Below are 20,156 nucleotides of genomic sequence, written 5' to 3'. Positions count from 1 at the left end.
AACACACAAATGACAGCTAACAACGAAAATCAGGAAAAGAAAAAAGCCGCTCAACCGGTGGCAGCCGCTCCCGTAAATCTCGACTCGTTCGATTGGGATGCTTACGAACACGATCTGGGGGTTTACAACGACTCTAAGGAAAACATCGAGGCCAAATACGACCAAACGCTCTCGAAAGTGCAGGTCGGCGAAGTGGTCGAAGGTACCGTGATCGGTCTGAACAAGCGCGAAGTGGTCGTGAACATCGGTTATAAATCGGAAGGCATCATTCCGATCGGCGAATTCAGATACAATCCCGAACTGGCCGTAGGCGAGAAAGTGGAAGTTTACGTAGAGAGCGCCGAGGATAAGAAAGGCCAATTGCTCCTTTCGCACAAAAAGGCGCGTCAGTTGCGTTCGTGGGATCGCGTGAACGAGGCCCTCGAAAAAGACGAAGTGATCAAGGGTTACATCAAGTGCCGCACCAAGGGCGGTATGATCGTCGACGTATTCGGCATCGAAGCGTTCCTGCCGGGTTCGCAGATCGACGTGAAACCGATCCGCGATTACGATATCTATGTGGATAAAACGATGGAATTCAAGGTCGTGAAGATCAACCAGGAGTTCCGCAACGTGGTTGTTTCGCATAAAGCACTGATCGAGGCCGAGCTCGAAGCGCAGAAGAAGGAGATCATGTCCAAGCTCGAAAAAGGACAGATTCTCGAAGGTACCGTCAAGAACATCACTTCCTACGGCGTATTCATCGACCTGGGCGGCGTAGACGGTCTGATCCACATTACCGATCTGAGTTGGGGCCGCGTGAACCATCCCGAAGAGATCGTTCACCTGGACGAAAAGCTCAATGTCGTGATCCTCGACTTCGACGATGCCAAAAAACGTATCGCTCTGGGTCTGAAGCAGCTTTCTCCGCATCCGTGGGACGCCCTGGATACCGAACTGAAAGTCGGCGACAAGGTAAAAGGCAAAGTGGTGGTTATGGCCGATTACGGCGCGTTCATCGAAATTGCTCCGGGCGTAGAAGGTCTGATCCACGTTTCGGAAATGTCGTGGAGCCAACACCTGCGTTCCGCTCAGGAATTTATGAAGGTGGGCGACGAAGTGGAAGCCGTTATCCTGACGCTCGACCGCGAAGAACGCAAGATGTCGCTCGGCATCAAGCAGCTTACTCCCGATCCGTGGGCCGATATCGAGAAGAAATACGCCGTCGGTTCGAGACATACCGCCAAAGTGCGTAACTTTACCAACTTCGGCGTGTTCGTGGAGATCGAAGAAGGTATCGACGGCCTGATCCACATTTCGGATCTGAGTTGGACGAAGAAGATCAAGCATCCGGCCGAATTTACGCAGATCGGCGCTGAGATCGAAGTGGTCGTTCTCGAAATCGACAAGGACAACCGTCGTCTGAGCCTCGGTCACAAACAGCTCGAGGACAATCCGTGGAACGCGTTCGAAGCGCAGTTCGCCGTCGATTCGATCCACCAGGGAACCGTTTCCGAACTGACCGAAAAGGGTGCCATTATTTCGCTGGGCGACAACGTGGAAGGTTTTGCCGGTTCCAGGCAGTTGGTGAAGGAAGACGGGACGACCGCCAAAGAGGGCGAAACGCTCGATTTCAAGGTGCTCGAATTCTCGAAAGCTACCAAGCGGATTCTGTTGTCGCACACCCGTATTTTCGAAGAGGTGAAAAAACAGGAGGCGCAGGCAGAAAAGAACGAACGCCGTAAGGCCGACGACGCAGCGAAGGAATCCGTGAAGAAGATCAACGCGTCGGTCGAAAAGACGACTCTCGGCGACATCTCTTCGCTGGCCGAACTGAAAGCTCGTATGGAAGAGAGCGCAGCCGAAGCCAAACCGAAAAAAGAAGCTGAAAAGGCCGAATAATATGAATTACTATGACGTTTCGGGTTACCATATTGGGTAGCGGTTCGGCTCTGCCGACTCCGAGACGGAATCCCTCTGCTCATGTACTGAACGTACATGAGCAGTTTTTTTTGGTCGATTGCGGGGAGGGAACCCAGGCCCGGTTGATGAGCTGCGGGATCAACCCGCTGAAAATAAATGCGGTATTTATTTCGCATCTGCATGGCGATCATGTTTACGGGCTTTTCGGGCTGATTTCGACGCTCGGGCTGACGGGGCGCCGCACGCCGTTGCAGATTTTCGCGCCGCGGCCGTTCGACGAGATCCTGGCGGCCCACCGGCGTTATTTCGATACGGAGTTGCCGTATGAAATCCGATGGAACGAAGTGCGGACGCGCCGCAGCGAGTTGATTTACGAGAACAAAGTGCTCGAAGTCCGTTCGGTGCCGCTGCGTCACCGGGTGCCCGCCGCCGGATTCCTGTTTCGGGAGAAGACGCCGCCGCTGAATGTCCGCAAAGAGGCGGTCGCGCGGTATGGGCTCGGGATCGCGCAGTGTGTCGCCGCCAAACGCGGCGAGGATGTCGCGCTGGACAGCGGCGAGACGATTCCGAACGGTGAACTTACCTATTTGCCTTACCGGGGGCGCAGTTACGCCTACCTGAGCGATACGCTGCCTTCGGCGCGTGCGGCCGGGCTGGTCGGGGGGGTCGATCTGCTGTATCACGAAGCGACTTTCGCCGCCGGGGATAAAGCGTTGGCCCGACAGACCGGGCATTCGACGACGGTGCAAGCTGCGCAGGTCGCGGAGAAAGCCGGCGCGCGCCGGTTGCTCATCGGACACTTTTCGTCCCGGTATAAGGATGAGAGCCTGCTCGTAGAAGAGGCCCGCGGCATATTCGCAGCGGCGGAAGCCGCCGTCGAAGGGGCGAGTTACGAGATTCCGCTTAAACGGGAGCCGTAAGCGGACGGTCGCCGCCGTGTCCGGGCGATTGCCGGCGGGACAGTTTGCGGTAGCGGCGGTAATAGAGCCATGCGGCGATACTGAGTCCGAAGATGAACCCGATCCACAGGCCCGAAGGCCCTATGCCGAGCGTGAAGGCACACAGGTAGCCGACCGGCAGGTTGATCAGCAGGTAGGAGACGAACGAGTAACTCATCAGTACCGCTACGTCCTGCATACCGCGCAATACGCCTACCAGGATGATCTGCAAACTGTCGGACAGTTGGTACAGCCCGGCGAAGATAAAAAGCTGGCCCGCAATGGCCACGACGGCCGCATCGTCGGTGAACAGCATCGGGATCCGGTATCGGAACAGGATCAGGCAACTCATCGTGACGACCGCGAAAGCGAGCCCCAGATGACACGAACCGGCGGCGGCGAGCCGTATGCCTTGCCTGTCTTTGCGACCGTAGGCATGACTGACCAGGATGGTAGTCGCCGTCGAAATGCCGACCTGCATCATGTAGGCCATCGTGCCGACCGACAGTACGATCTGGTGTGCGGCCAGTTCCGAAGGGCCGATCCAGCCCATCATGATCGACGACAGGGCGAAAGCCATCACTTCCAGCACGACCTGCACCGAAATGGGCAGTCCGACCGACAGCAGTCGGCGGATGTTTCTCCACGTTTGGACGGTACGGGAAAAGAAGGCGAAATAGCGGCGCACCGACTGGTTCCACAGGAAGTAGGCCAGCATGAACAGCGGCATACAGATCCGTGAAATCAGCGTGGAGAGTCCCGCCCCGGCGGCTCCGAGTTCCGGAAATCCGCCTTTGCCGAATATCAGCAAATAGTTGAATACGATGTTGATTGCGTTGGCGATCAGCACGACGGCCATGCCGGTGCGCGTATTTCCGACTCCTTCCAGGAACTGCTTGAAAGAGAGGTAGACCATATAGGGAATGATGCTCCATGCCAGGTAACGGTAATAAGGAACGGCCAGCCGCACCACCTCCGGCGATTGTCCCATGTATTCCAGCAGGTCGCCCAGCATCCACAGAACGCCGAATAGCAGCAGACCGACCAGCGAGTAGAGTACCAGCGCGTTTTGCAGCAGTCCTGCGGTGGTGCGGATTTTCCGCTGCGCATAGGCTTCGCCGGTCAGCGGCGTCAGGCCGAGTGACAGACCGGTGCCCCAGAACAAGAAGATCGTGAAGACGGCTCCGCCGAACGATACCGCCGCCAGCGGCAGCGCGCCCAGCCGAGCGACCATCAGGTTGTCCGACAGTTGTACGATGACCTGACCGATCTGAGACAGCACGACCGGACCGGCCAGCGCGAGGTTGGCTTTGTATTGCGGGATCCACTTGCGGAGGGTGGCGGTACGGTTCATGCGGTTGCGGTTTGCGGAGTGCAAAGGTAGGTCGAATCTTTCGGATTGGCAACCGAAGCGCCGGGGACGACATAAAAAAGAGGCGGAAACCATTGGTTTCCGCCTCTTCGTGAGTTCGATAGAAGGTGTTTATCCGGTTCAGGAGGCCATGGTGCGCGTTTCGTTTCCGGGAACCACCGTGAATTTGATCTGACCGTTTTTGCAGTCGACCGTGATCCGGTCGCCCTCGTGCACCTCGCCCGATATGATCAGTTCGGCCAGCGGGTCTTCCACTTTGTCGAGCAACACCCGTTTCAGCGAGCGGACTCCGTAGTGCGGGTCGTACCCTTCGCGTACCAGACACCGTTTGGTCGCGTTGTTCACTTCGACCATGTAACCCTGGTCGGCGATCCGTCTGTTCAGGCTGCCGAGTTCGATGTCGATGATCCGCAGGACGTCTTTTTCGGTCAGGGTTCCGAACGTTACGATGTCGTCGATCCGGTTGATGAATTCCGGGGCGAAGTTCCGTTCGAGGTTCTTGCGGTAGAGCGACTCCCTGTTCCGGTCGTCGGACGTCGGCTTGCGGGTCGTATTGTAGCCTACGCTTTTGCCGCGTTGCATAACCTCCCGCGATCCCACGTTCGAGGTCATGATGATGATCGTATTGCGGAAATCGATCAGGCGTCCCAGTCCGTCGGTCAGTCGGCCTTCGTCGAAAATCTGCAGCATCAGGTTGAATATGTCGCTGTGCGCTTTTTCGATCTCGTCGAACAACAGTACGCAGTAAGGGCGGCGCCGTACTTTTTCGGTTAGTTGTCCTCCTTCGCCGTAGCCGACGTAGCCCGGAGGCGAACCGATCAGGCGGCTTACGTTGTGCTTCTCGGAATATTCGCTCATGTCGATGCGGATCATCGCTTCCTCGCTATCGAACAGGTATTTGGCCAGTTGTTTGGCAACATGGGTCTTGCCGACGCCGGTCGGCCCGACGAACATGAATACGCCGATCGGACGGTTGGCGTCCTTCAGCCCGGCCCGGCTGCGGCGGATGGCCCGCGTTACGCGGGAAACGGCCTCGTCCTGTCCGATGACGACCGATGCGAGGTGAGCGTCCATCTCTTTGAGCCGGCGCTGTTCGCTGTCCGAAATGCGCGTTACCGGAATACCCGTCATCGAAGCGACCACTTCGCAGATCGCCTGCTCGTCGATCTCTACCGGACATCGGGTCATCTGCTCTTTCCACTGCGTTTCCATCTCCTGCAGGCGGCTGCGCAGCGCGCTTTCACGGTTTTTCAGCGTGGCGGCCGCGTCGTAATTCTGCATTCGGATCGCTCGGTTCTTTTCGGCGCATACCGTCTCGACGTCGCGTTCCATCGAGGCCAGCGGTTCGGGCGTCTTGACTTTGAACACGTGGGCGCGGCTGCCCGCTTCGTCCATCACGTCGATCGCTTTGTCCGGGAAGAAGCGGTCGGGCACGTAGCGTTGCGTCAGGTGGACGCAGGCTTCCAGCGCCGCTTCGGTATAATGAACGCAGTGGTGCGATTCGTAGTGTTTCTTGATGTTGTTCAGCATACACAGCGTCTCTTCGGCCGACGGCTGTTCCACGATGATCTTCTGAAAACGCCGCTCCAGCGCGCTGTCGCTCTCGATATTTTCGCGGTATTCGCTCAGGGTGGTGGCTCCGATGCACTGCAGTTCGCCCCGGGCCAGCGCCGGTTTCAGGATGTTGGCCGTGTCGAGCGACCCTTGCGTGCTGCCGGCGCCGACGATCGTGTGGATTTCGTCGATAAAGAGGATCACGTCGCTGCCGGAGAGTTCCTTCAGCAACAGGTTGATCCGTTCTTCGAACTGTCCGCGGTATTTCGTCCCTGCGACCAGCGAGGCGACGTCCAGCGAGAAGATCCGTTTGTGCAGCAGTGCGTGCGGGACTTTCTTCTGCGTGATCCGCAGCGCCAGCCCTTCGATGATGGCCGACTTCCCGACGCCCGCTTCGCCGATCAGCACCGGGTTGTTCTTTTTGCGCCGGCCGAGGATCTGGATCACCCGTTCGATTTCGGCGTCCCGGCCGATCACCGGGTCGAGTTTGCCTTCGGCCGCGCAGTTGGTCAGGTCGACGCCGAACTGGCCGAGCATACTGTCTTTGGCCGCCGGTTGCCCGTCGGTCACGGCGATACGCATTACTCCCGATACGAGTCGTTCGGGGTGTTCTCCGTTCTCTTCGCCGAGCAGCGAGAGATATTGCATATCCTCGTAGTAGTCCTCGTTGGGAGGCATGTCGCCGAGGTAGGAGACGATTTTTTCCGAAGTCACATTGTACAGCACCAGTATCCGCGAGCTGCGCGAGCTGCGGTCGTCGACGATGACCTGCAACAGGTGTCCCGTGTTACAGGTGTCCTGCACCATGCAGGGGCCGGACATACGCATCTGCTCGAGCAGCGCGTTTTCGTCGAAACGGACGTCCGGACAGGAGATGTTGAGCGGGGTGTCCGGCAAAACGACCGGGCCCAGTTCCCGTTCGAGACGTATTTTGATCTGATAAAGTTCCCATTCTTTCAGCAACCTTTTCAGCAGGTGAGATGCGTGCCCTCCTTCCTGTTTCAAGATAGCCAGAAACAGGTGGTCGAGGGTTACCTCATCGGCGTGACGTCGGCGTGCTTCGCGGCATCCTGCCGCAAAAACAGCCTCCAGCGTCTTTGTTTGCTTTACTTGCATAGCGTTTTCTCTAATTTTAATTTCGTGAAGATAACGCCGGAATATTCGGGTTTATTATGATGTCGGACGCCGGGGCCATTCTCCGACTTCCAGCTCCCGGATGTCCTCACCGTCGATTACGAGCCGTATGGCCGTCCTTACCTGGTGAAAGCCAGCAATCCCTGCGGCCCCGGGATTGATATGAAGAAGACTGTTTTTTTTATCGTACATTACCTTCAGAATGTGGGAATGTCCGCATACGAAGATTTTCGGCCGGTGCATCTGCAGTTGCATTTCCACCCCGGAAGCATAGTGCCCGGGATAGCCGCCGATGTGGGTTATCATCACCGGAACCTGTTCGCATTCGAACAGCTCCCACCGCCGGAATGCCACGCGCGTCTGCCCTCCGTCGATGTTGCCGTACACGCCGTGCAGCGGCCTGAAGGCGGCAATGGCGTCGGCCGTTTCGATGGAGCCGAAGTCTCCGGCATGCCATAGTTCGTCGACGTCTTCGAAAAATTTCCGAAGAGGCTGATCGAAAATACCATGCGTGTCCGAGAGAATTCCTATGCGTTTCAAAGCCGGTGCGATCTTAAAAATTGTGCGGGAAAACGATTACCTTTGTAAAGATAACATTTTTTCTTTATGCAGACAAATATACCATTGGCGGAACGGTTGCGTCCGCAGTCGCTCGACGACTACGTCGGACAGGCCCATCTGGTCGGCGGCGGCGGGGTGTTCCGCCGTTTTCTGGAGACGGGCAACGTGCCGTCGTTTATCCTGTGGGGACCGCCGGGAGTCGGCAAGACGACGCTGGCGCGGCTGGTGGCGACGGCTCTCGACCGGAAGTTTTTCACGCTGTCGGCGGTCAATTCCGGCGTAAAAGAGGTGCGCGAAGTGATCGAGCAGGCCCGCAAGAGTCATTTCTTCAATACGCCGGCGCCGTTCCTGTTTATCGACGAAATCCACCGTTTCAACAAGTCTCAGCAGGATTCGCTGCTCGGCGCCGTCGAGCAGGGCGTGATTACGCTGATCGGCGCGACGACCGAAAATCCGTCGTTCGAAGTGATCTCGCCGCTGTTGTCGCGTTGTCAGGTCTATGTGCTGAAGGCGATGGAGGACAGCGATCTGCAACGATTGCTGGATCGCGCCGTCGCTGCCGACACGGTGCTCCGGGAGCGGGGCGTGCGGGTCGAACAGACCGGAGCGCTGTTCCGTTTCAGCGGTGGGGACGCCCGCAAGCTGTTGAACATTATCGATATTCTGTGCAACGCTACAGAGGGAGAGATCGTCATTAACGACGAAAACGTGACCGAATGTTTGCAACAAAATATCGCTTTGTACGATAAAAACGGCGAACAGCACTACGACGTAATCTCGGCTTTTATCAAATCGGTGCGCGGCAGCGATCCGAACGCGGCGATCTATTACCTCGCGCGGATGCTTGCCGGCGGCGAAGACCCGAAGTTTATCGCCCGGCGGCTGGTGATCCTGGCGTCGGAAGATATCGGTCTGGCCAATCCGAACGGGCTGTTGCTGGCCAACGCCTGTTTCGAAACGGTGCACAAGGTCGGTATGCCGGAAGCCCGCATCCCGCTGGCCGAGGCGACGATCTACCTGGCTACCAGTCCCAAGAGCAACTCGGCCTACCTGGCGATCGACCGGGCGCTGAAATTCGTGAATCAGGATACGACGAACCATCCCGTCCCGCTGCACATCCGCAATGCGCCGACCAGGCTGATGAAAAATCTCGGCTACGGCGACAATTATAAGTACGCCCACGACTTCGAGGATCACTTCGCCGACCAGGAGTTCATGCCGCAGGGCATGGAAGGCCGCCGGTTCTACGATCCGGCCGACAACCCGAAAGAGCGCGAAATCGAACAGCGGATCAAAAAACTCTGGAAAGGAAAGTATTGATAGTTAGAAGTAAATCTTCATAATATGGTATTTAAAAAAACACCTTAGAAATATTCTTTCCCGATTGTTTAATGCCGCAAAAGGTTTTTTTCAGTTCTTTTTGCGGTATTTTATTTTGCTTTTTGCGAAAGGATAATATAACTTTAAAGACAAACCAATATAAGAATGCCTATGGATCGATTGTTCTGAAAAATTTAGAATGTAATTAAATGTAAATGAATTGATGTGGATTATTGAATTTAAAGAAAAAAATTATGAAAAAAAGTATTTTGGCAGCTATCCTTTTAAGCGGAGGATTTATTGCGGTAACGATGCATATGAAGCGTAATGATCCTAATGTTGGTGATTTATTGTTAAAGAATGTGGAGGCCTTGTCTGGGGATGAAAGTTCGGAAAAATTTAAATATTCTTGTCATAATGGTGTGTATATTGATACTTCGGAAAATGCTACCAGTGTTATGTATTGTGGATCATGTGATTATGTTAAGGCGTCAGATGCATTTGATCGCAGTGAATGTTCGCGGTAATTTTTATGAAAGAAATATAACTTGTAATACCTCTTAAGTTTAATTTTTATATTCTATTTAATGGGAAAATTTTTATTGACTTTACTGTTTGTTATTTTGTTATTGTGGGGTTGTAATCAAAATGTCCACATAACGGAAAAAATGGTTTTCCCTTTTGAAAAGAAGATTCAAGTTGTTAAATTTCCTGTAGGGGAAGTGATGGATCCCAGTTATATGATTCAGAAAGGAGAATATCTTCTTGTTGAAAGCGGACAACCGCAAAAACAATTGTTTGTCTTTACAGTGCCGGATTTGCGGTTCGTTTGTGCGACCGGAAATAAAGGGAGAGGCCCGGAAGAATTTCCTGTATTTCCTACTTTAGTAGAGTCGCGTACGGATACTTTTTATGTTTTCGGATATGCTCATAGGCATTTGAAAAGTCTTGCGGTGGACTCGGCGGCTCGTGTCCATTTGACCGAGCGTTATGAGATTCCGATGTATGAGGCTTTTAATAAGATGCATTTGATTGATGATTCGGTGCTTTTATATGAGACGGTTATGCCTCCTCAATATACGGTTCACAAGTATGATCTGAAAAATCGTAAAAGTATCGATGAACTGAAGATCGAACGGGAAACCCCCGAAAGTGAACTTACGTTCGATACCAGCAGGGGAAGCATCGCGGCTAACGATTCGGTAATGATATACGTTTATTTGTATAAAAACCAGATCGATATTTATGATGTAAAGGATTTCAGGCTGAAGCGGCGGATCGTCGGAGTTTATAAACCTCAGAAGCCTGCATTTCGGAATAAAGAATTGTATTATTTGGGGGTTATTCCGGGGGATAAATATTTTTATGCCTTGTTCAAAGGCGAGCGAACCGAAAAAGGCGAAAACCGCAGCAATACGATCGAAGTGTACGATTACGACGGCAATCCGGTCGCTCTGTACCGGTTCGATATACCGCCGTTGTATTTTTACCCGGACGAAAAAAACAATTGTATCTACGCCACGCATCCTTCCTGCATGGATACGTTGCTCCGGTATGATTTATAAATTTTCATTTCTACCCCAAGAATCGACGTTTTCTCATTAAAGCATCGTTAAAATTGACTTTTAACGATGCTTTTATTTTGCTTTTCGCTTCTAAAAGGGTAACTTCACGAAAGTTTGGCAGGATACTGCTATATATAAATGTCTGCGCGGATTATGAGGAAACTTTTATGGGTATTGTCGTTTGCCGTACTGTTTTTTTCGTGCGGCAACCGCGATACGGTCGTTACTGCAAAGCGGGCCTTTCCGCAGGAGAAAAAGATCCGGGCCGTCCGTATTCCGGCGGGTGAAACGATGAATCCCGGACACATGCTGCAAAAGGGAGATTATCTTATCATTGAGAGTATTCTGTCTCCGAAAATGCTGTTCGTTTACTCCGCTCCCGATTTACGGTTTGTTTGTGCGACCGGGAATAAGGGAAACGGGCCCGATGAGTTTCCGAGTATCCCCTTTCTGATAGATTCGCAAACCGACAGCATATATGTGTTCGGTTACGGTCTTCGGTATCTCAAGTCGATGGCAGTCGATTCCGCTGCCGGTGTCCGTCTCACCGAACGGTACGCTCTCCTTTTTCACGAGGCTTTTAACAGTATGCATTTGTTGAAGGATTCCGTGCTGGTTTATCAGACCGTTATGCCTCCCCAGTATTCGATTAAAAAGTACAATCTGAGGCAAAACGAGATGATCGGCGAATTGAAAATGGAAAGAGAGAGTCCTCAAGAGGAACTTGCGTGGGATCTTAGCAGGGGCAAGATGGCTGCGAACGATTCTGTAATCGTTTATGTATATCTGTATAAAAATCAGATCGATCTGTACGATCTGGAAACTCTGGAATTGAAGAAGCGGATCGTGGGGGAGTATAAGCTTCAACAGCCGACGTTTAAAGATGAGGAATTGTATTATGTAAGCGCCTTTGCCGGTAAAAAATATTTTTATGCTCTGTTCAAAGGCGAACGGAATGCGGAAGGTAAAAATCCGAGCAATACGATCGAGGTGTACGATTACGACGGCAATCCGGTGGTTCGTTACCGGTTCGATATGCCGCCGCTGTTTTTTTATCCGGACGAGAAGAACGACTGCATCTATGCCACGCATCCTGCCTGCATGGATACGTTGCTCCGGTATGATTTGTAGGACGGCTGCCCGGTCGGCGGGAGGGGAAGTGACGATTACGTATTTTTTTGCTGTGACCGACTGGAACCGTACAGCATTTTATCGAACTGATCGGAATGTTTGCCGACGGTTTTATTCATCCGGCAGGGTTTTGTATTTATAGAAAAATATCACGGGATTGGCATCGTCCTTCATTTTTTTCAATTTATCCGATTTGTTTAAGTTTTTGGAAAATAGATTCAGGGAAAAGCCCTCCATGAAATTTCCTATTGCATTTGTATTGACATAATAATATACACCCTCGTTACCGGCGCAGCCGAACTTAGGAAACCATACGTGCATATTATCTTTTTCAAAAAGCAGGTCGTCGGCAATCGTGTCGTATAGTTTCGTTTCGTTCGTTTCCGTATCGTACGTAGTAAAAGTCGAAGTCAGGCCGTTGCGATATACGAAGTAGATACGACCGTCGTGTTCGAAATAGCTGTTGATATCGAAAATCTTATTTTTTGAAAATATGTAATCGAATACCGAATGGATTGGAGCGTCTTTTTCAATCGATTCTATATCTTCCGCGGTCATGATATCTTCGCTTTGCAAAGAAAGGTAAGGCATTACCTTTTCGCGGCTGATGTAAATAATGGTATTCATGAATACTTGCATGAACCGTGAAGATTCTTCGTTCACGGTGTAAAAAACATGGTCATGGATATAACTGGGATTCTTCCATCCTTTGTTGTACTGCGTTGCATTTAAAAAAGTACTTTGTTGTTTGCCTTTGCAGGTGTCTAATTTTTGTAATAAAAAGTCCCGTTTCGATGGAGCCAACGTATATACGTCCGTGAAAATAACTCCGTCGTTATATTGGATGTGGTAACTTCTTATTGGATCGTTTTTATTGATTTCGAAATGTCCGAGATACTTGCCCGATGTCATTTCGTATTTATTGATCCGTTGTCTTGGCCCGTCGAGAATGTAGATGATTCTGTTTTTCTGATCCAAGGTGAAATCGAAGGGTTTTATGTATTCTCCGGGACCGGAACCGATGTTTCCTATTTGCTGAATATAGTTTCCGTTGCGCGAATATTTAAAGACGCCTTTGGAAATATTGATGTCCAAAATATAAATGATGCTGTCGTCCGCTTGTATTTTGTCTATATTTCCGATGACTTTCTCTTCCGAGTCGAGAATTATAGTTTCCAAATCACAGAAAATAGATGAGAATACAAACGATCGTTCCTTTGTTGAATGATCGAGGTCGATTGAGTATAAATTTTTGTTTTCCATGAGATTATCGTCCTGCCGCGGGCCTGAGCAGGACGATAATAAAAAACATATCGAAAATAAGCGAATGAAATGATCGAGTACGGATTTAGCGTTTTTTAGATCAAGCATGTTTAACCTTTGATTAGTTGCAATAGATAACTTCTACATTTTGCGATCCCCCCTGTCCGGTTTCCTTGGCAATCGTAGGTGTAATAAGTATATCCTTCCCAGCAACTGCCTCCGTTGCCGGCTTGGCACATATCCGTAAATGTCGTAAGCGTAGTTGCATGATTCCGCTGCAATTCGTTTTGATATTTTAATTGATGTCTTTATGAAGTATTCATTTGTGATATGAATGTATAACAAATGCAAATTAATATGTTTCGATTAACAGTTCTGGTGTCAAAGCGAAAATTAGTGGTTTTTGTAAAAAGGTCGGCTTGATTGAGGTTTTGCCTATTTTATCCGTATAAAAAAAAGCCGTAAACGGGCTTCTCCGGATGCGGTTTGCGGGGGGTATTTGTCGTATCGGGAGGTTTTGTTATCTTTACCGGATAAAATTCCGAGGATATGAACGAAGTGCTGAACCGAATTCCGAATATCAAACATACCGGCAGCGGCATGTTTTTCCTGATGGCCGGACCTTGCGTCGTCGAGGACGCGGATATGTTGAAAACCGTGGCCGAAACAGCCTGCCGGATCACCGAGCGGCTGCGTATTCCCTATATATTCAAAGCGTCGTACCGCAAGGCGAACCGTTCGCGGCTCGACTCGTTCAGCGGGATCGGCGATGAAAAGGCGCTGAAACTGCTGGCCGACATCCGGCGCGGATTCGGCGTGCCGGTAGTGACCGATATCCACAACCCGGAAGAGGCTGCGATCGCCGCCGAATACGTCGACGTGTTGCAGATACCGGCTTTCCTGTGCCGCCAGACCGATCTGCTGGTTGCCGCCGCGAAGACCGGCAAGGTCGTCAATATCAAAAAGGGACAATTTCTCGCTCCGGAAGCGATGTCCTTCGCCGCCGGGAAAGTCCGCGATGCGGGCAATCCGAACGTGATGCTGACCGACCGGGGCACGACCTTCGGTTATTACGACCTGATCGTCGATATGCGCGGCATCCCTGCGATGCAGAACCTCGGTTATCCGGTGGTTATGGACATTACCCATTCGTTGCAGCAGCCCAACCAGACGAGCGGCGTGACCGGCGGGCAGCCCGAAATGATCGAAACCATTGCGCGCGCATCGGTCGCGGCCGGCGTCGATGGTCTTTTTATCGAAACGCATCCGAACCCGGCCATTGCGAAAAGCGACGGGGCGAATATGCTGGCGCTGGATCGACTGGAAAGTCTTCTCGAACGGCTGGCGCGGATTCGGGAGACGATCAACGCATTCGGAAAATAGTCTTCGGACGGAGTGCCGCGCGGCGGCGCCCGTTCGTAAAATGACCATAAAAACCTCTTTCCGGACATTGCGCGTTCGCGGGAAGGAAAGTAATTTTGCGGAATGAAAAAAAATTGGAAAGTCATTGCGGTTTCCGCGGGCGGGGTGTTGGTGCTCGCCGTACTCGTTGTTTTGGCGCTGAACCGCAGCGGAGCGCCGTCCGAATCCGACGCCCTCGTTGATGTGCCTCAGGAAGATACGACCGTCCTGCTTTACGGAATCGACGTCGGGAAATACGACCTTGCCGAGAATACCGTGGAATTCGGCGAAACGATCGGGCAGATTTTCGGTCGTTACGGCGTGGGTCCCGGCCTGGTCGATCAGATTGCCCGGAAGTCGGAGCCCGTGTTCAGCCTGCGCGGGATCAAGGCAGGGCAGAAATATACCACCTTCCAGACGAAAGACTCGGCGGCCCGGCTGGCCTATTTCGTGTACGAGGCTTCGATGACCGATTACCTGGTGTTCGACCTGAGCGGGGATTCGGTGCGGGTCTATATGGATACGAAGAACGTGACCGTCAAACGGCGGATGAAGACGGCCACCATTACGTCGTCTTTGTGGAATTGCATGATCGACAATGGGATGAGTCCGATGCTGGCGATGGATCTGTCGGATATTTACGCCTGGTCGATCGACTTTTTCGGGATTCAGGAAGGCGATAACTTTACGGTGATCTATGACCAGAAATACGTGGATACGGTTGAAATCGGTCACGGGACGATCTGGGGCGCGCGATTCGAACACGGCGGAAAGAACTATTATGCGATCCCGTTCATGCAGGACGGCAAAGTGAGTTACTGGGACGAACAGGGGCAGAGCCTGCGTAAGAACCTGCTGAAAGCTCCGTTGAAATACAGCCGGATCAGTTCGCGCTTTTCGGCTTCGCGGCTGCACCCGATATTGCGTATCCGGCGTCCGCACTACGGGGTGGATTACGCCGCGCCTTCCGGTACGCCGGTCGTAGCGGTCGGAGACGGCGTGGTGATCGCCAAAGGATATGGCGGCGGAGGCGGTAATACGTTGAAAATTAAACACAATTCGGGACAGTTGGTTTCGGGCTATCTGCATTTGAAGGGGTATGCGAAAGGGATTAATAAGGGAACCCGAGTGCGTCAGGGACAGTTGATCGGTTACGTCGGTGCGACGGGATTGGCCACCGGGCCGCACCTGGATTTCCGGTTGTGGCGCAACGGGACGCCGATCGACCCGTTAAAAGTGCCCACCGAGCCGGCCGAACCGGTTCGCGCCGCCAACAAGCAGGCGTTCGACGGAGTCCGCGACCGGATCATGGCCGAGTTGAACGGCACGTTGGCCGATAGCCTGAAAGTCACGTCGTTCGCTCCGGCCGCCGATACGTCGCGCGCGGCGAACCCCGATTCGGTGAAACAGACTCCGGCCCGATGATCGACGAACGGATCGCGAAATTTCTCGCGGAGCATCATGTGCTGACGCTGGCGACGGAGGATGAGGAGGGGCCGTATTGTTGTAACTTGTTTTACGTTTACCTGCCGCAGCGCAACTGGTTCGTGGCGACTTCGGCCGCCGATACGCTGCATGTGCGGCAGGCGACGCGGAATCCGCGGGTCGCCGCGTCCGTGGTACTCGAAACCTCGGTCGTCGGCAAGGTGCGGGGATTGCAGTTGCGCGGTACGATGGCGCGGCCGGAAGGGGAGGAGCGTCGGGTCGCCCGGAATGCTTACCTCAGGCGGTTTCCGTTTGCGGCGGTGATGGATCTGGAGCTGTGGATCATCCGCCCCGTTTTTTTCAAGTACACGGACAACCGGCTCGGTTTCGGAAAAAAAATAATATGGGAAAACGATACGAACAGTTGAATTGAATACGCTGAAAGACAAACGAATTACGGTTACCGGAGGAACCGGATTGGTGGGTAGTCACCTCGTTGCCGAACTGCTCCGCGCCGGGTGTACGGTGAGGATGTTGGTACGCGATATAAAGCGGCAACAGTTGTTGCACCGGACGCTGGAGCGCATGGGTGTTTCGTCTTTTTACGACCGGATCGAATTTCGGGAAACGGCGCTGAATAACCCGCATGCGCTGCGTGAAGCGGTGGAGGGAACCGACGTGCTGTTCCACTGTGCGGCGCAGGTTTCTTTCGATCCGGAAAGGTCGGACGAAATTATCGTTGCGAATACCGAACTGGCGACGCATGTCGTGAACGCCTGCCTCGACAGCGGGGTCGGCTTGCTGGTGCATGTCAGTTCCGTGGCGACGCTCGGCCCGGCCCGGCCCGGGGAGAAGCTGGTCGATGAAACGTGCATACCGGACAGTCTGGTCGGATTGTCGGCCTATTCGGTCAGTAAGTTCTATGCGGAAAATATCGTCCGGCGGGGCGCCCTGCAGGGGTTGCGGACGGTTGTCGTCAATCCGTCGATCGTTATCGGCGAAGGGGACTGGAAATCGGGAAGTTCCCAGTTGATCGCATTCGGTGCCCACGGGAACTTTTTCTATACGAAAGGCGTAAAGGGGTACGTGGATGTCCGGGACGTGGCGCGGGCGACGGTTTTGTTGGCCGAAGTGCCGGAAGCTGTCGGACAGCGGTATATTCTTTCCGCCGAAAACCTTCCGTTCAAAGCGTTTTTTTCGATCGTCGCCGAGACGGCCGGCCGCCGTTTGCCGCGCATTTGTATCGGAACCCGTGCGCTGAACCTGGCCGCCGCCGCCGAGCGGGAACTTCGGCGGGTGACCCGGCACAAGCAGCTCCTGTCCGAATCGATCCTGTCCAGCGCCGTCAGCAGTTCGTATTACAGCAATGAAAAGGTGTTGCGGACGCTCGATTTCGAATTTACCCCGGTGCCGGAGACACTGCGAAGAGTCACCCGGGCCTATCTGGAAGAGAAGAAGAGATGAACCGTATTGCTGTGATTATCGTGGCCGGAGGTAGCGGCTCGCGGATGGGCGCCGAGGTTCCCAAGCAGTTCCTGGTGCTCGACGGGTTGCCGATCCTGATGCATACGATCCGGCGTTTCGCCGAGACGCTGGCGGATGCCCGGACGATCGTCGTACTGCCCGCAGCGCATATCGGCTATTGGCGGAATCTTTGCCGCGAATACGCTTTTACGACGCCGCATGAAGTCTGCGAGGGCGGAGCGACCCGTTTCGAGTCGGTGCGCCGCGGATTGGATCATGCGGGCGATGCCGGACTGGTCGCCGTACACGACGGCGTGCGGCCGCTGGTCGGCCGGGAAGTGATTCTGCGGGCCGTGCGGGATGCGCAGGCCTACGGGGCCGTGATTCCGGTCGTCGTACCGGTCGATTCGCTGCGGCGGATCGCGGACGGGGGCAGCAACATCGTAGACCGTTCTGCGTTCCGCATCGTCCAGACTCCGCAGGTTTTCCGCACGGAAATTCTCCGGAAAGCCTATCGACAGCCTTTTCGGGACTCTTTTACCGACGATGCGAGCGTGGTCGAGGCGGACGGCGGACGGATATATCTTTGCGAAGGTTCTTATATGAATATCAAAATTACTACGCCGGTCGATATCGTGACGGCCGAGGCGTTGCTGAAAGTCCGGTAGTACCGCCGCGTCAGTCCGTTCCGCCCGTACCTTGGGTCTTTTTAGAGAATCCGTGGATTACTGTTTGTGCATGAATTTTTTCTTGATCCAGCGCGGGAAGATGATCGCGCCGATGGCGAGGTAGGGGTAGTAAGTTACCCCGCGCCACAGCAGGGCGATCAGCGTGGCCGCTCCCAACTGCATAGCCGGCGAAACGCTGATCAGGTCGCTGCAATAGCTCGAAAATACGTATTCTGCGAAGCCGCTTCCGCCGGGGGTAGGCATCACCAGCATCATGATCCAGATCACCAGCTGCCGCGCGAACAGCAGGAATTGGTCGCTGACTGCGAAAAAGGCCATGATCAGCGCATTGGCCACCAGGTAGCGCGAACTCCACGACAGGAAGGTCGAAGAACACGCTTTCAGCCAAAATTTGTAGTTGTAGCGCCGGATTTCGTGCGACGAGCGGATGATGTCCGTGCCGGTCTGTCCGGCCGCATGGTACCAGCGGCGCAGGAATTTCAGTTTGAAAACTTTCAACAGCAGCCATTTCAGCCCGCGCGGATTGACGAACAGCCCGTACGAAAGCACCAGCACGAATCCCAGTTTCAGGAAATAGCCGGTCAGCGCGATTCCCATCAGGCTGCGCGTAAGCACTCCGGAAGAGGTTGAAACGTCGAAAAGTTCCGACGGGCCGACGATCAGTATCAGCAGCGGGAACATCACGATGAAATAGAGTTCGTCGAGGAACGAGGTGAGCATTACGATCGCCGAGCTGCGCCCGACGCTGATCCCTTCTTTGTGGACGTAGATGATCGCGACGCTGGTGCCCCCGACGGCCGACGGCGTGATCGCCGACGTGAACTCCCACAGCATGATGACCCGGAACGCCTGCCGCCACGAAAGCTGGTTGTTGCTGAGGATGCGGATACGGATGATGTAGCCGATGTCGCGGCCGAACATGAACACCACGGCCATAACGAGCCAGAACACCATGTGCCACGAGAAAGTGATTCCGGAAAACACCTGGATGTCGAAGTCTTTCCACAGCATGTACCCTACCGCTCCCAATCCGATGAGGATCGGATAGAAAGCGTTCGAAAGCCGTATCTTGCTCAACGGGCTTTTCGGCGGATGCTGCGGCTCCGGGGTATTTTCGGGTCGGTTGTTCATTGTCTGTTTACCGGTTGTCCGGGACTTTTCCGGACGGTACCATTTTATTGAGTTTATCCCCGCGTCGTACCGGCGAAGGGGTTTTTACGGAACAATAGACGCCCTGAGGAACCCGTTCGGCGGATTTCAGGGCTACCCGGATGTCTTCGGCCGTGAATTCCAACACTCCGGTCGTCTCTCCGGTGATGAAAACTTCCTCTCCGGCTTCCAGCGGAGCCGCTTCGACCAGGATCTCCGCTACGCCGATCCGGGAGAAGTAATTCGTTACCTTGCCGACGTACACCTTGCGCATCGTGGCGGACGACCCGTAGTGACTGCTCCACTGTCCGGCCCGTTCGCCGAGGTAGTACCCGCCCCAGAAACCGCGGTTGAATACGGTCTGCAGCCGCTGCTTCCATGCCTCGGCCTTTTCCGGGGTATACGTTCCGGCTTCGATCGCCCGCAGCGCTTCGTCGTAGCATTCGACGACCCGTTTGACGTATTCCGCCGAACGGGCCCGGCCCTCGATCTTCAGCACCCGCACTCCGGCCTCCAGGAAACGGTCGAGGAAATCGACCGTGCAGAGGTCCTTCGGCGACATGATATAATGGTTCTCGATCTCCAGTTCTTCGCCGGTATCTTTGTCCCTGACCTCGTAAGCCCTGCGGCAGATCTGGCGACAGCTTCCCCGGTTTGCCGAACAGTTCGTGTGGTGCAGGCTCAGGTAGCATTTGCCGGAGATGGCCATGCAGAGCGCACCGTGCGCGAACATTTCGATTTTGACCGGTTTGCCGTGCGGACCGCGGATATCCCGCTCGAGAATGCCGCGGCGGATCGCCTGCACCTGCGCGAGGCTCAATTCGCGTGCCAGTACCACCACGTCGGCATATTGCGCGTAAAATGCGACCGATTCGATGTTCGACACGTTCAGTTGCGTGGAGATGTGGACTTCGAGACCGATCGATCGGGCGTAGAAAATCGCCGCCTGATCCGATGCGATCACGGCGTCCACGCCTTCCCGTCGGGCCCTGTCCAGAATCCGGCGCATTTCGGGCAGGTCTTCGTCGTATAGGATCGTATTGACGGTCAGGTAAGTGCGGATGCCGTTCTCGCGGGCGGTCGCGACGATCCTTGCCAGGTCGTCCAGCGTGAAGTTGAACGACGACCGGGCGCGCATGTTCAGTTGTTCGACGCCGAAATAGATCGAATCGGCTCCGGCCTGCACGGCCGCCGCCAGCGATTCGTAGCAGCCTACCGGCGCCATGATCTCGATTTCGTCGCGTTTTATCTTTTCCATCGTTTTGCAGTTGGGGCGCGTTGTCCCCGT

General features: G+C 54.0%; 17 protein-coding genes. 11 read left to right on the top strand and 6 right to left on the bottom strand.

Annotated features, from left to right (window positions below; genetic code table 11):
• Positions 1-9 precede the first annotated feature (9 nt).
• Together rpsA and C1A08_RS03860 are read left to right on the top strand one after the other, a co-directional pair.
• A complete protein-coding gene (gene rpsA, locus C1A08_RS03865) occupies positions 10-1,881 on the top strand; it encodes a 30S ribosomal protein S1 (protein ID WP_153497822.1) in 1,872 nt (623 codons plus the stop codon).
• An 11-nt stretch (positions 1,882-1,892) separates the two neighbouring features.
• Positions 1,893-2,822 (top strand): ribonuclease Z, encoded by a 930-nt coding sequence (locus tag C1A08_RS03860; protein ID WP_101571493.1) that lies wholly within the window; start codon positions 1,893-1,895, stop codon positions 2,820-2,822.
• Here the strand turns inward: C1A08_RS03860 and C1A08_RS03855 are convergent.
• The 3 genes from C1A08_RS03855 to C1A08_RS03845 all read right to left on the bottom strand — a co-directional run bounded on the left by C1A08_RS03855 (position 2,806) and on the right by C1A08_RS03845 (position 7,440).
• Entirely contained in the window at positions 2,806-4,194 is a 1,389-nt protein-coding gene (locus tag C1A08_RS03855; RefSeq protein ID WP_101571653.1) for an MATE family efflux transporter, read from the bottom strand. The two genes, C1A08_RS03860 and C1A08_RS03855, sit on opposite strands and share 17 nt — an antisense overlap.
• Positions 4,195-4,332: 138 nt before the next feature.
• Positions 4,333-6,882 carry an ATP-dependent Clp protease ATP-binding subunit gene (locus C1A08_RS03850; protein WP_101571491.1) on the bottom strand — a complete coding sequence of 850 codons (2,550 nt, stop codon included), beginning with the start codon at positions 6,880-6,882 and terminating at the stop codon, positions 4,333-4,335.
• A 54-nt stretch (positions 6,883-6,936) separates the two neighbouring features.
• Positions 6,937-7,440 (bottom strand): metallophosphoesterase family protein, encoded by a 504-nt coding sequence (locus C1A08_RS03845; RefSeq protein ID WP_101571489.1) that lies wholly within the window; start codon positions 7,438-7,440, stop codon positions 6,937-6,939.
• A gap of 66 nt (positions 7,441-7,506) precedes the next feature.
• On the opposite strand from C1A08_RS03845, the gene C1A08_RS03840 reads away from it, so the two are divergent.
• From C1A08_RS03840 to C1A08_RS03830, 4 genes are all read left to right on the top strand, one after another.
• Entirely contained in the window at positions 7,507-8,781 is a 1,275-nt protein-coding gene (locus C1A08_RS03840) for a replication-associated recombination protein A (RefSeq protein WP_055202265.1), read from the top strand.
• A 254-nt stretch (positions 8,782-9,035) separates the two neighbouring features.
• Entirely contained in the window at positions 9,036-9,308 is a 273-nt protein-coding gene (locus tag C1A08_RS13050) for a hypothetical protein (RefSeq protein ID WP_145996509.1), read from the top strand.
• A gap of 60 nt (positions 9,309-9,368) precedes the next feature.
• Positions 9,369-10,346, top strand: coding sequence for a BF3164 family lipoprotein (locus C1A08_RS03835; RefSeq protein ID WP_101571487.1), 978 nt, complete (start codon positions 9,369-9,371; stop codon positions 10,344-10,346).
• 153 nt (positions 10,347-10,499) lie between these two features.
• Positions 10,500-11,477, top strand: coding sequence for a BF3164 family lipoprotein (locus C1A08_RS03830; protein WP_180951515.1), 978 nt, complete (start codon positions 10,500-10,502; stop codon positions 11,475-11,477).
• Between the two features lie 111 nt (positions 11,478-11,588).
• Here the strand turns inward: C1A08_RS03830 and C1A08_RS03825 are convergent, their stop codons facing one another.
• Entirely contained in the window at positions 11,589-12,740 is a 1,152-nt protein-coding gene (locus C1A08_RS03825) for a 6-bladed beta-propeller (protein WP_219618090.1), read from the bottom strand.
• Between the two features lie 549 nt (positions 12,741-13,289).
• Between C1A08_RS03825 and kdsA the strand changes: the two genes are divergently transcribed.
• The 5 genes from kdsA (at position 13,290) to C1A08_RS03800 (ending at position 17,698) form a co-directional block, all read left to right on the top strand.
• Positions 13,290-14,123: a 3-deoxy-8-phosphooctulonate synthase gene (kdsA, locus tag C1A08_RS03820; protein ID WP_101571481.1), complete on the top strand. Its 834-nt coding sequence runs from the start codon at positions 13,290-13,292 to the stop codon at positions 14,121-14,123.
• A 102-nt stretch (positions 14,124-14,225) separates the two neighbouring features.
• Positions 14,226-15,566, top strand: coding sequence for a peptidoglycan DD-metalloendopeptidase family protein (locus C1A08_RS03815; RefSeq protein ID WP_101571479.1), 1,341 nt, complete (start codon positions 14,226-14,228; stop codon positions 15,564-15,566).
• The gene (locus tag C1A08_RS03810; RefSeq protein WP_101571477.1) at positions 15,563-15,994 is read left to right on the top strand and encodes a pyridoxamine 5'-phosphate oxidase family protein; all 432 of its coding nucleotides are present in this window, start codon (positions 15,563-15,565) and stop codon (positions 15,992-15,994) included. Before C1A08_RS03815 ends, C1A08_RS03810 begins: the two co-directional genes overlap by 4 nt.
• 1 nt (position 15,995) lies before the next feature.
• Positions 15,996-17,030, top strand: coding sequence for an NAD-dependent epimerase/dehydratase family protein (locus C1A08_RS03805; protein WP_180951514.1), 1,035 nt, complete (start codon positions 15,996-15,998; stop codon positions 17,028-17,030).
• Positions 17,027-17,698 carry a 2-C-methyl-D-erythritol 4-phosphate cytidylyltransferase gene (locus tag C1A08_RS03800; protein ID WP_055202245.1) on the top strand — a complete coding sequence of 224 codons (672 nt, stop codon included), beginning with the start codon at positions 17,027-17,029 and terminating at the stop codon, positions 17,696-17,698. The genes C1A08_RS03805 and C1A08_RS03800 overlap by 4 nt, the downstream gene beginning before the upstream one ends.
• Positions 17,699-17,755: 57 nt before the next feature.
• On the opposite strand, the gene C1A08_RS03795 is transcribed toward C1A08_RS03800, so the two are convergent.
• Entirely contained in the window at positions 17,756-18,850 is a 1,095-nt protein-coding gene (locus C1A08_RS03795) for a lysylphosphatidylglycerol synthase transmembrane domain-containing protein (RefSeq protein ID WP_081032486.1), read from the bottom strand.
• 7 nt (positions 18,851-18,857) lie between these two features.
• On the bottom strand, positions 18,858-20,117 hold the full coding sequence (locus C1A08_RS03790) for a peptidase U32 family protein (RefSeq protein ID WP_101571651.1): 1,260 nt from the start codon (positions 20,115-20,117) through the stop codon (positions 18,858-18,860).
• Positions 20,118-20,156 lie beyond the last annotated feature (39 nt).

The sequence above is a fragment of the Alistipes sp. cv1 genome, from assembly GCF_900240235.1.
GTDB lineage: Bacteria > Bacteroidota > Bacteroidia > Bacteroidales > Rikenellaceae > Alistipes_A > Alistipes_A hominis.
This window is presented reverse-complemented; position numbering and strand designations above follow the sequence as displayed.

Bases quoted from the DNA above. Each gene is read 5' to 3' on its own strand.
- rpsA (WP_153497822.1), top strand. From the start codon at position 10: ATGACAGCTAACAACGAAAATCAGGAAAAGAAAAAAGCCGCTCAACCG.
- C1A08_RS03860 (WP_101571493.1), top strand. From the start codon at position 1,893: ATGACGTTTCGGGTTACCATATTGGGTAGCGGTTCGGCTCTGCCGACT.
- C1A08_RS03855 (WP_101571653.1), bottom strand. From the start codon at position 4,194: ATGAACCGTACCGCCACCCTCCGCAAGTGGATCCCGCAATACAAAGCC.
- C1A08_RS03850 (WP_101571491.1), bottom strand. From the start codon at position 6,882: ATGCAAGTAAAGCAAACAAAGACGCTGGAGGCTGTTTTTGCGGCAGGA.
- C1A08_RS03840 (WP_055202265.1), top strand. From the start codon at position 7,507: ATGCAGACAAATATACCATTGGCGGAACGGTTGCGTCCGCAGTCGCTC.
- C1A08_RS13050 (WP_145996509.1), top strand. From the start codon at position 9,036: ATGAAAAAAAGTATTTTGGCAGCTATCCTTTTAAGCGGAGGATTTATT.
- C1A08_RS03835 (WP_101571487.1), top strand. From the start codon at position 9,369: ATGGGAAAATTTTTATTGACTTTACTGTTTGTTATTTTGTTATTGTGG.
- C1A08_RS03830 (WP_180951515.1), top strand. From the start codon at position 10,500: ATGAGGAAACTTTTATGGGTATTGTCGTTTGCCGTACTGTTTTTTTCG.
- C1A08_RS03825 (WP_219618090.1), bottom strand. From the start codon at position 12,740: ATGGAAAACAAAAATTTATACTCAATCGACCTCGATCATTCAACAAAG.
- kdsA (WP_101571481.1), top strand. From the start codon at position 13,290: ATGAACGAAGTGCTGAACCGAATTCCGAATATCAAACATACCGGCAGC.
- C1A08_RS03815 (WP_101571479.1), top strand. From the start codon at position 14,226: ATGAAAAAAAATTGGAAAGTCATTGCGGTTTCCGCGGGCGGGGTGTTG.
- C1A08_RS03810 (WP_101571477.1), top strand. From the start codon at position 15,563: ATGATCGACGAACGGATCGCGAAATTTCTCGCGGAGCATCATGTGCTG.
- C1A08_RS03800 (WP_055202245.1), top strand. From the start codon at position 17,027: ATGAACCGTATTGCTGTGATTATCGTGGCCGGAGGTAGCGGCTCGCGG.
- C1A08_RS03795 (WP_081032486.1), bottom strand. From the start codon at position 18,850: ATGAACAACCGACCCGAAAATACCCCGGAGCCGCAGCATCCGCCGAAA.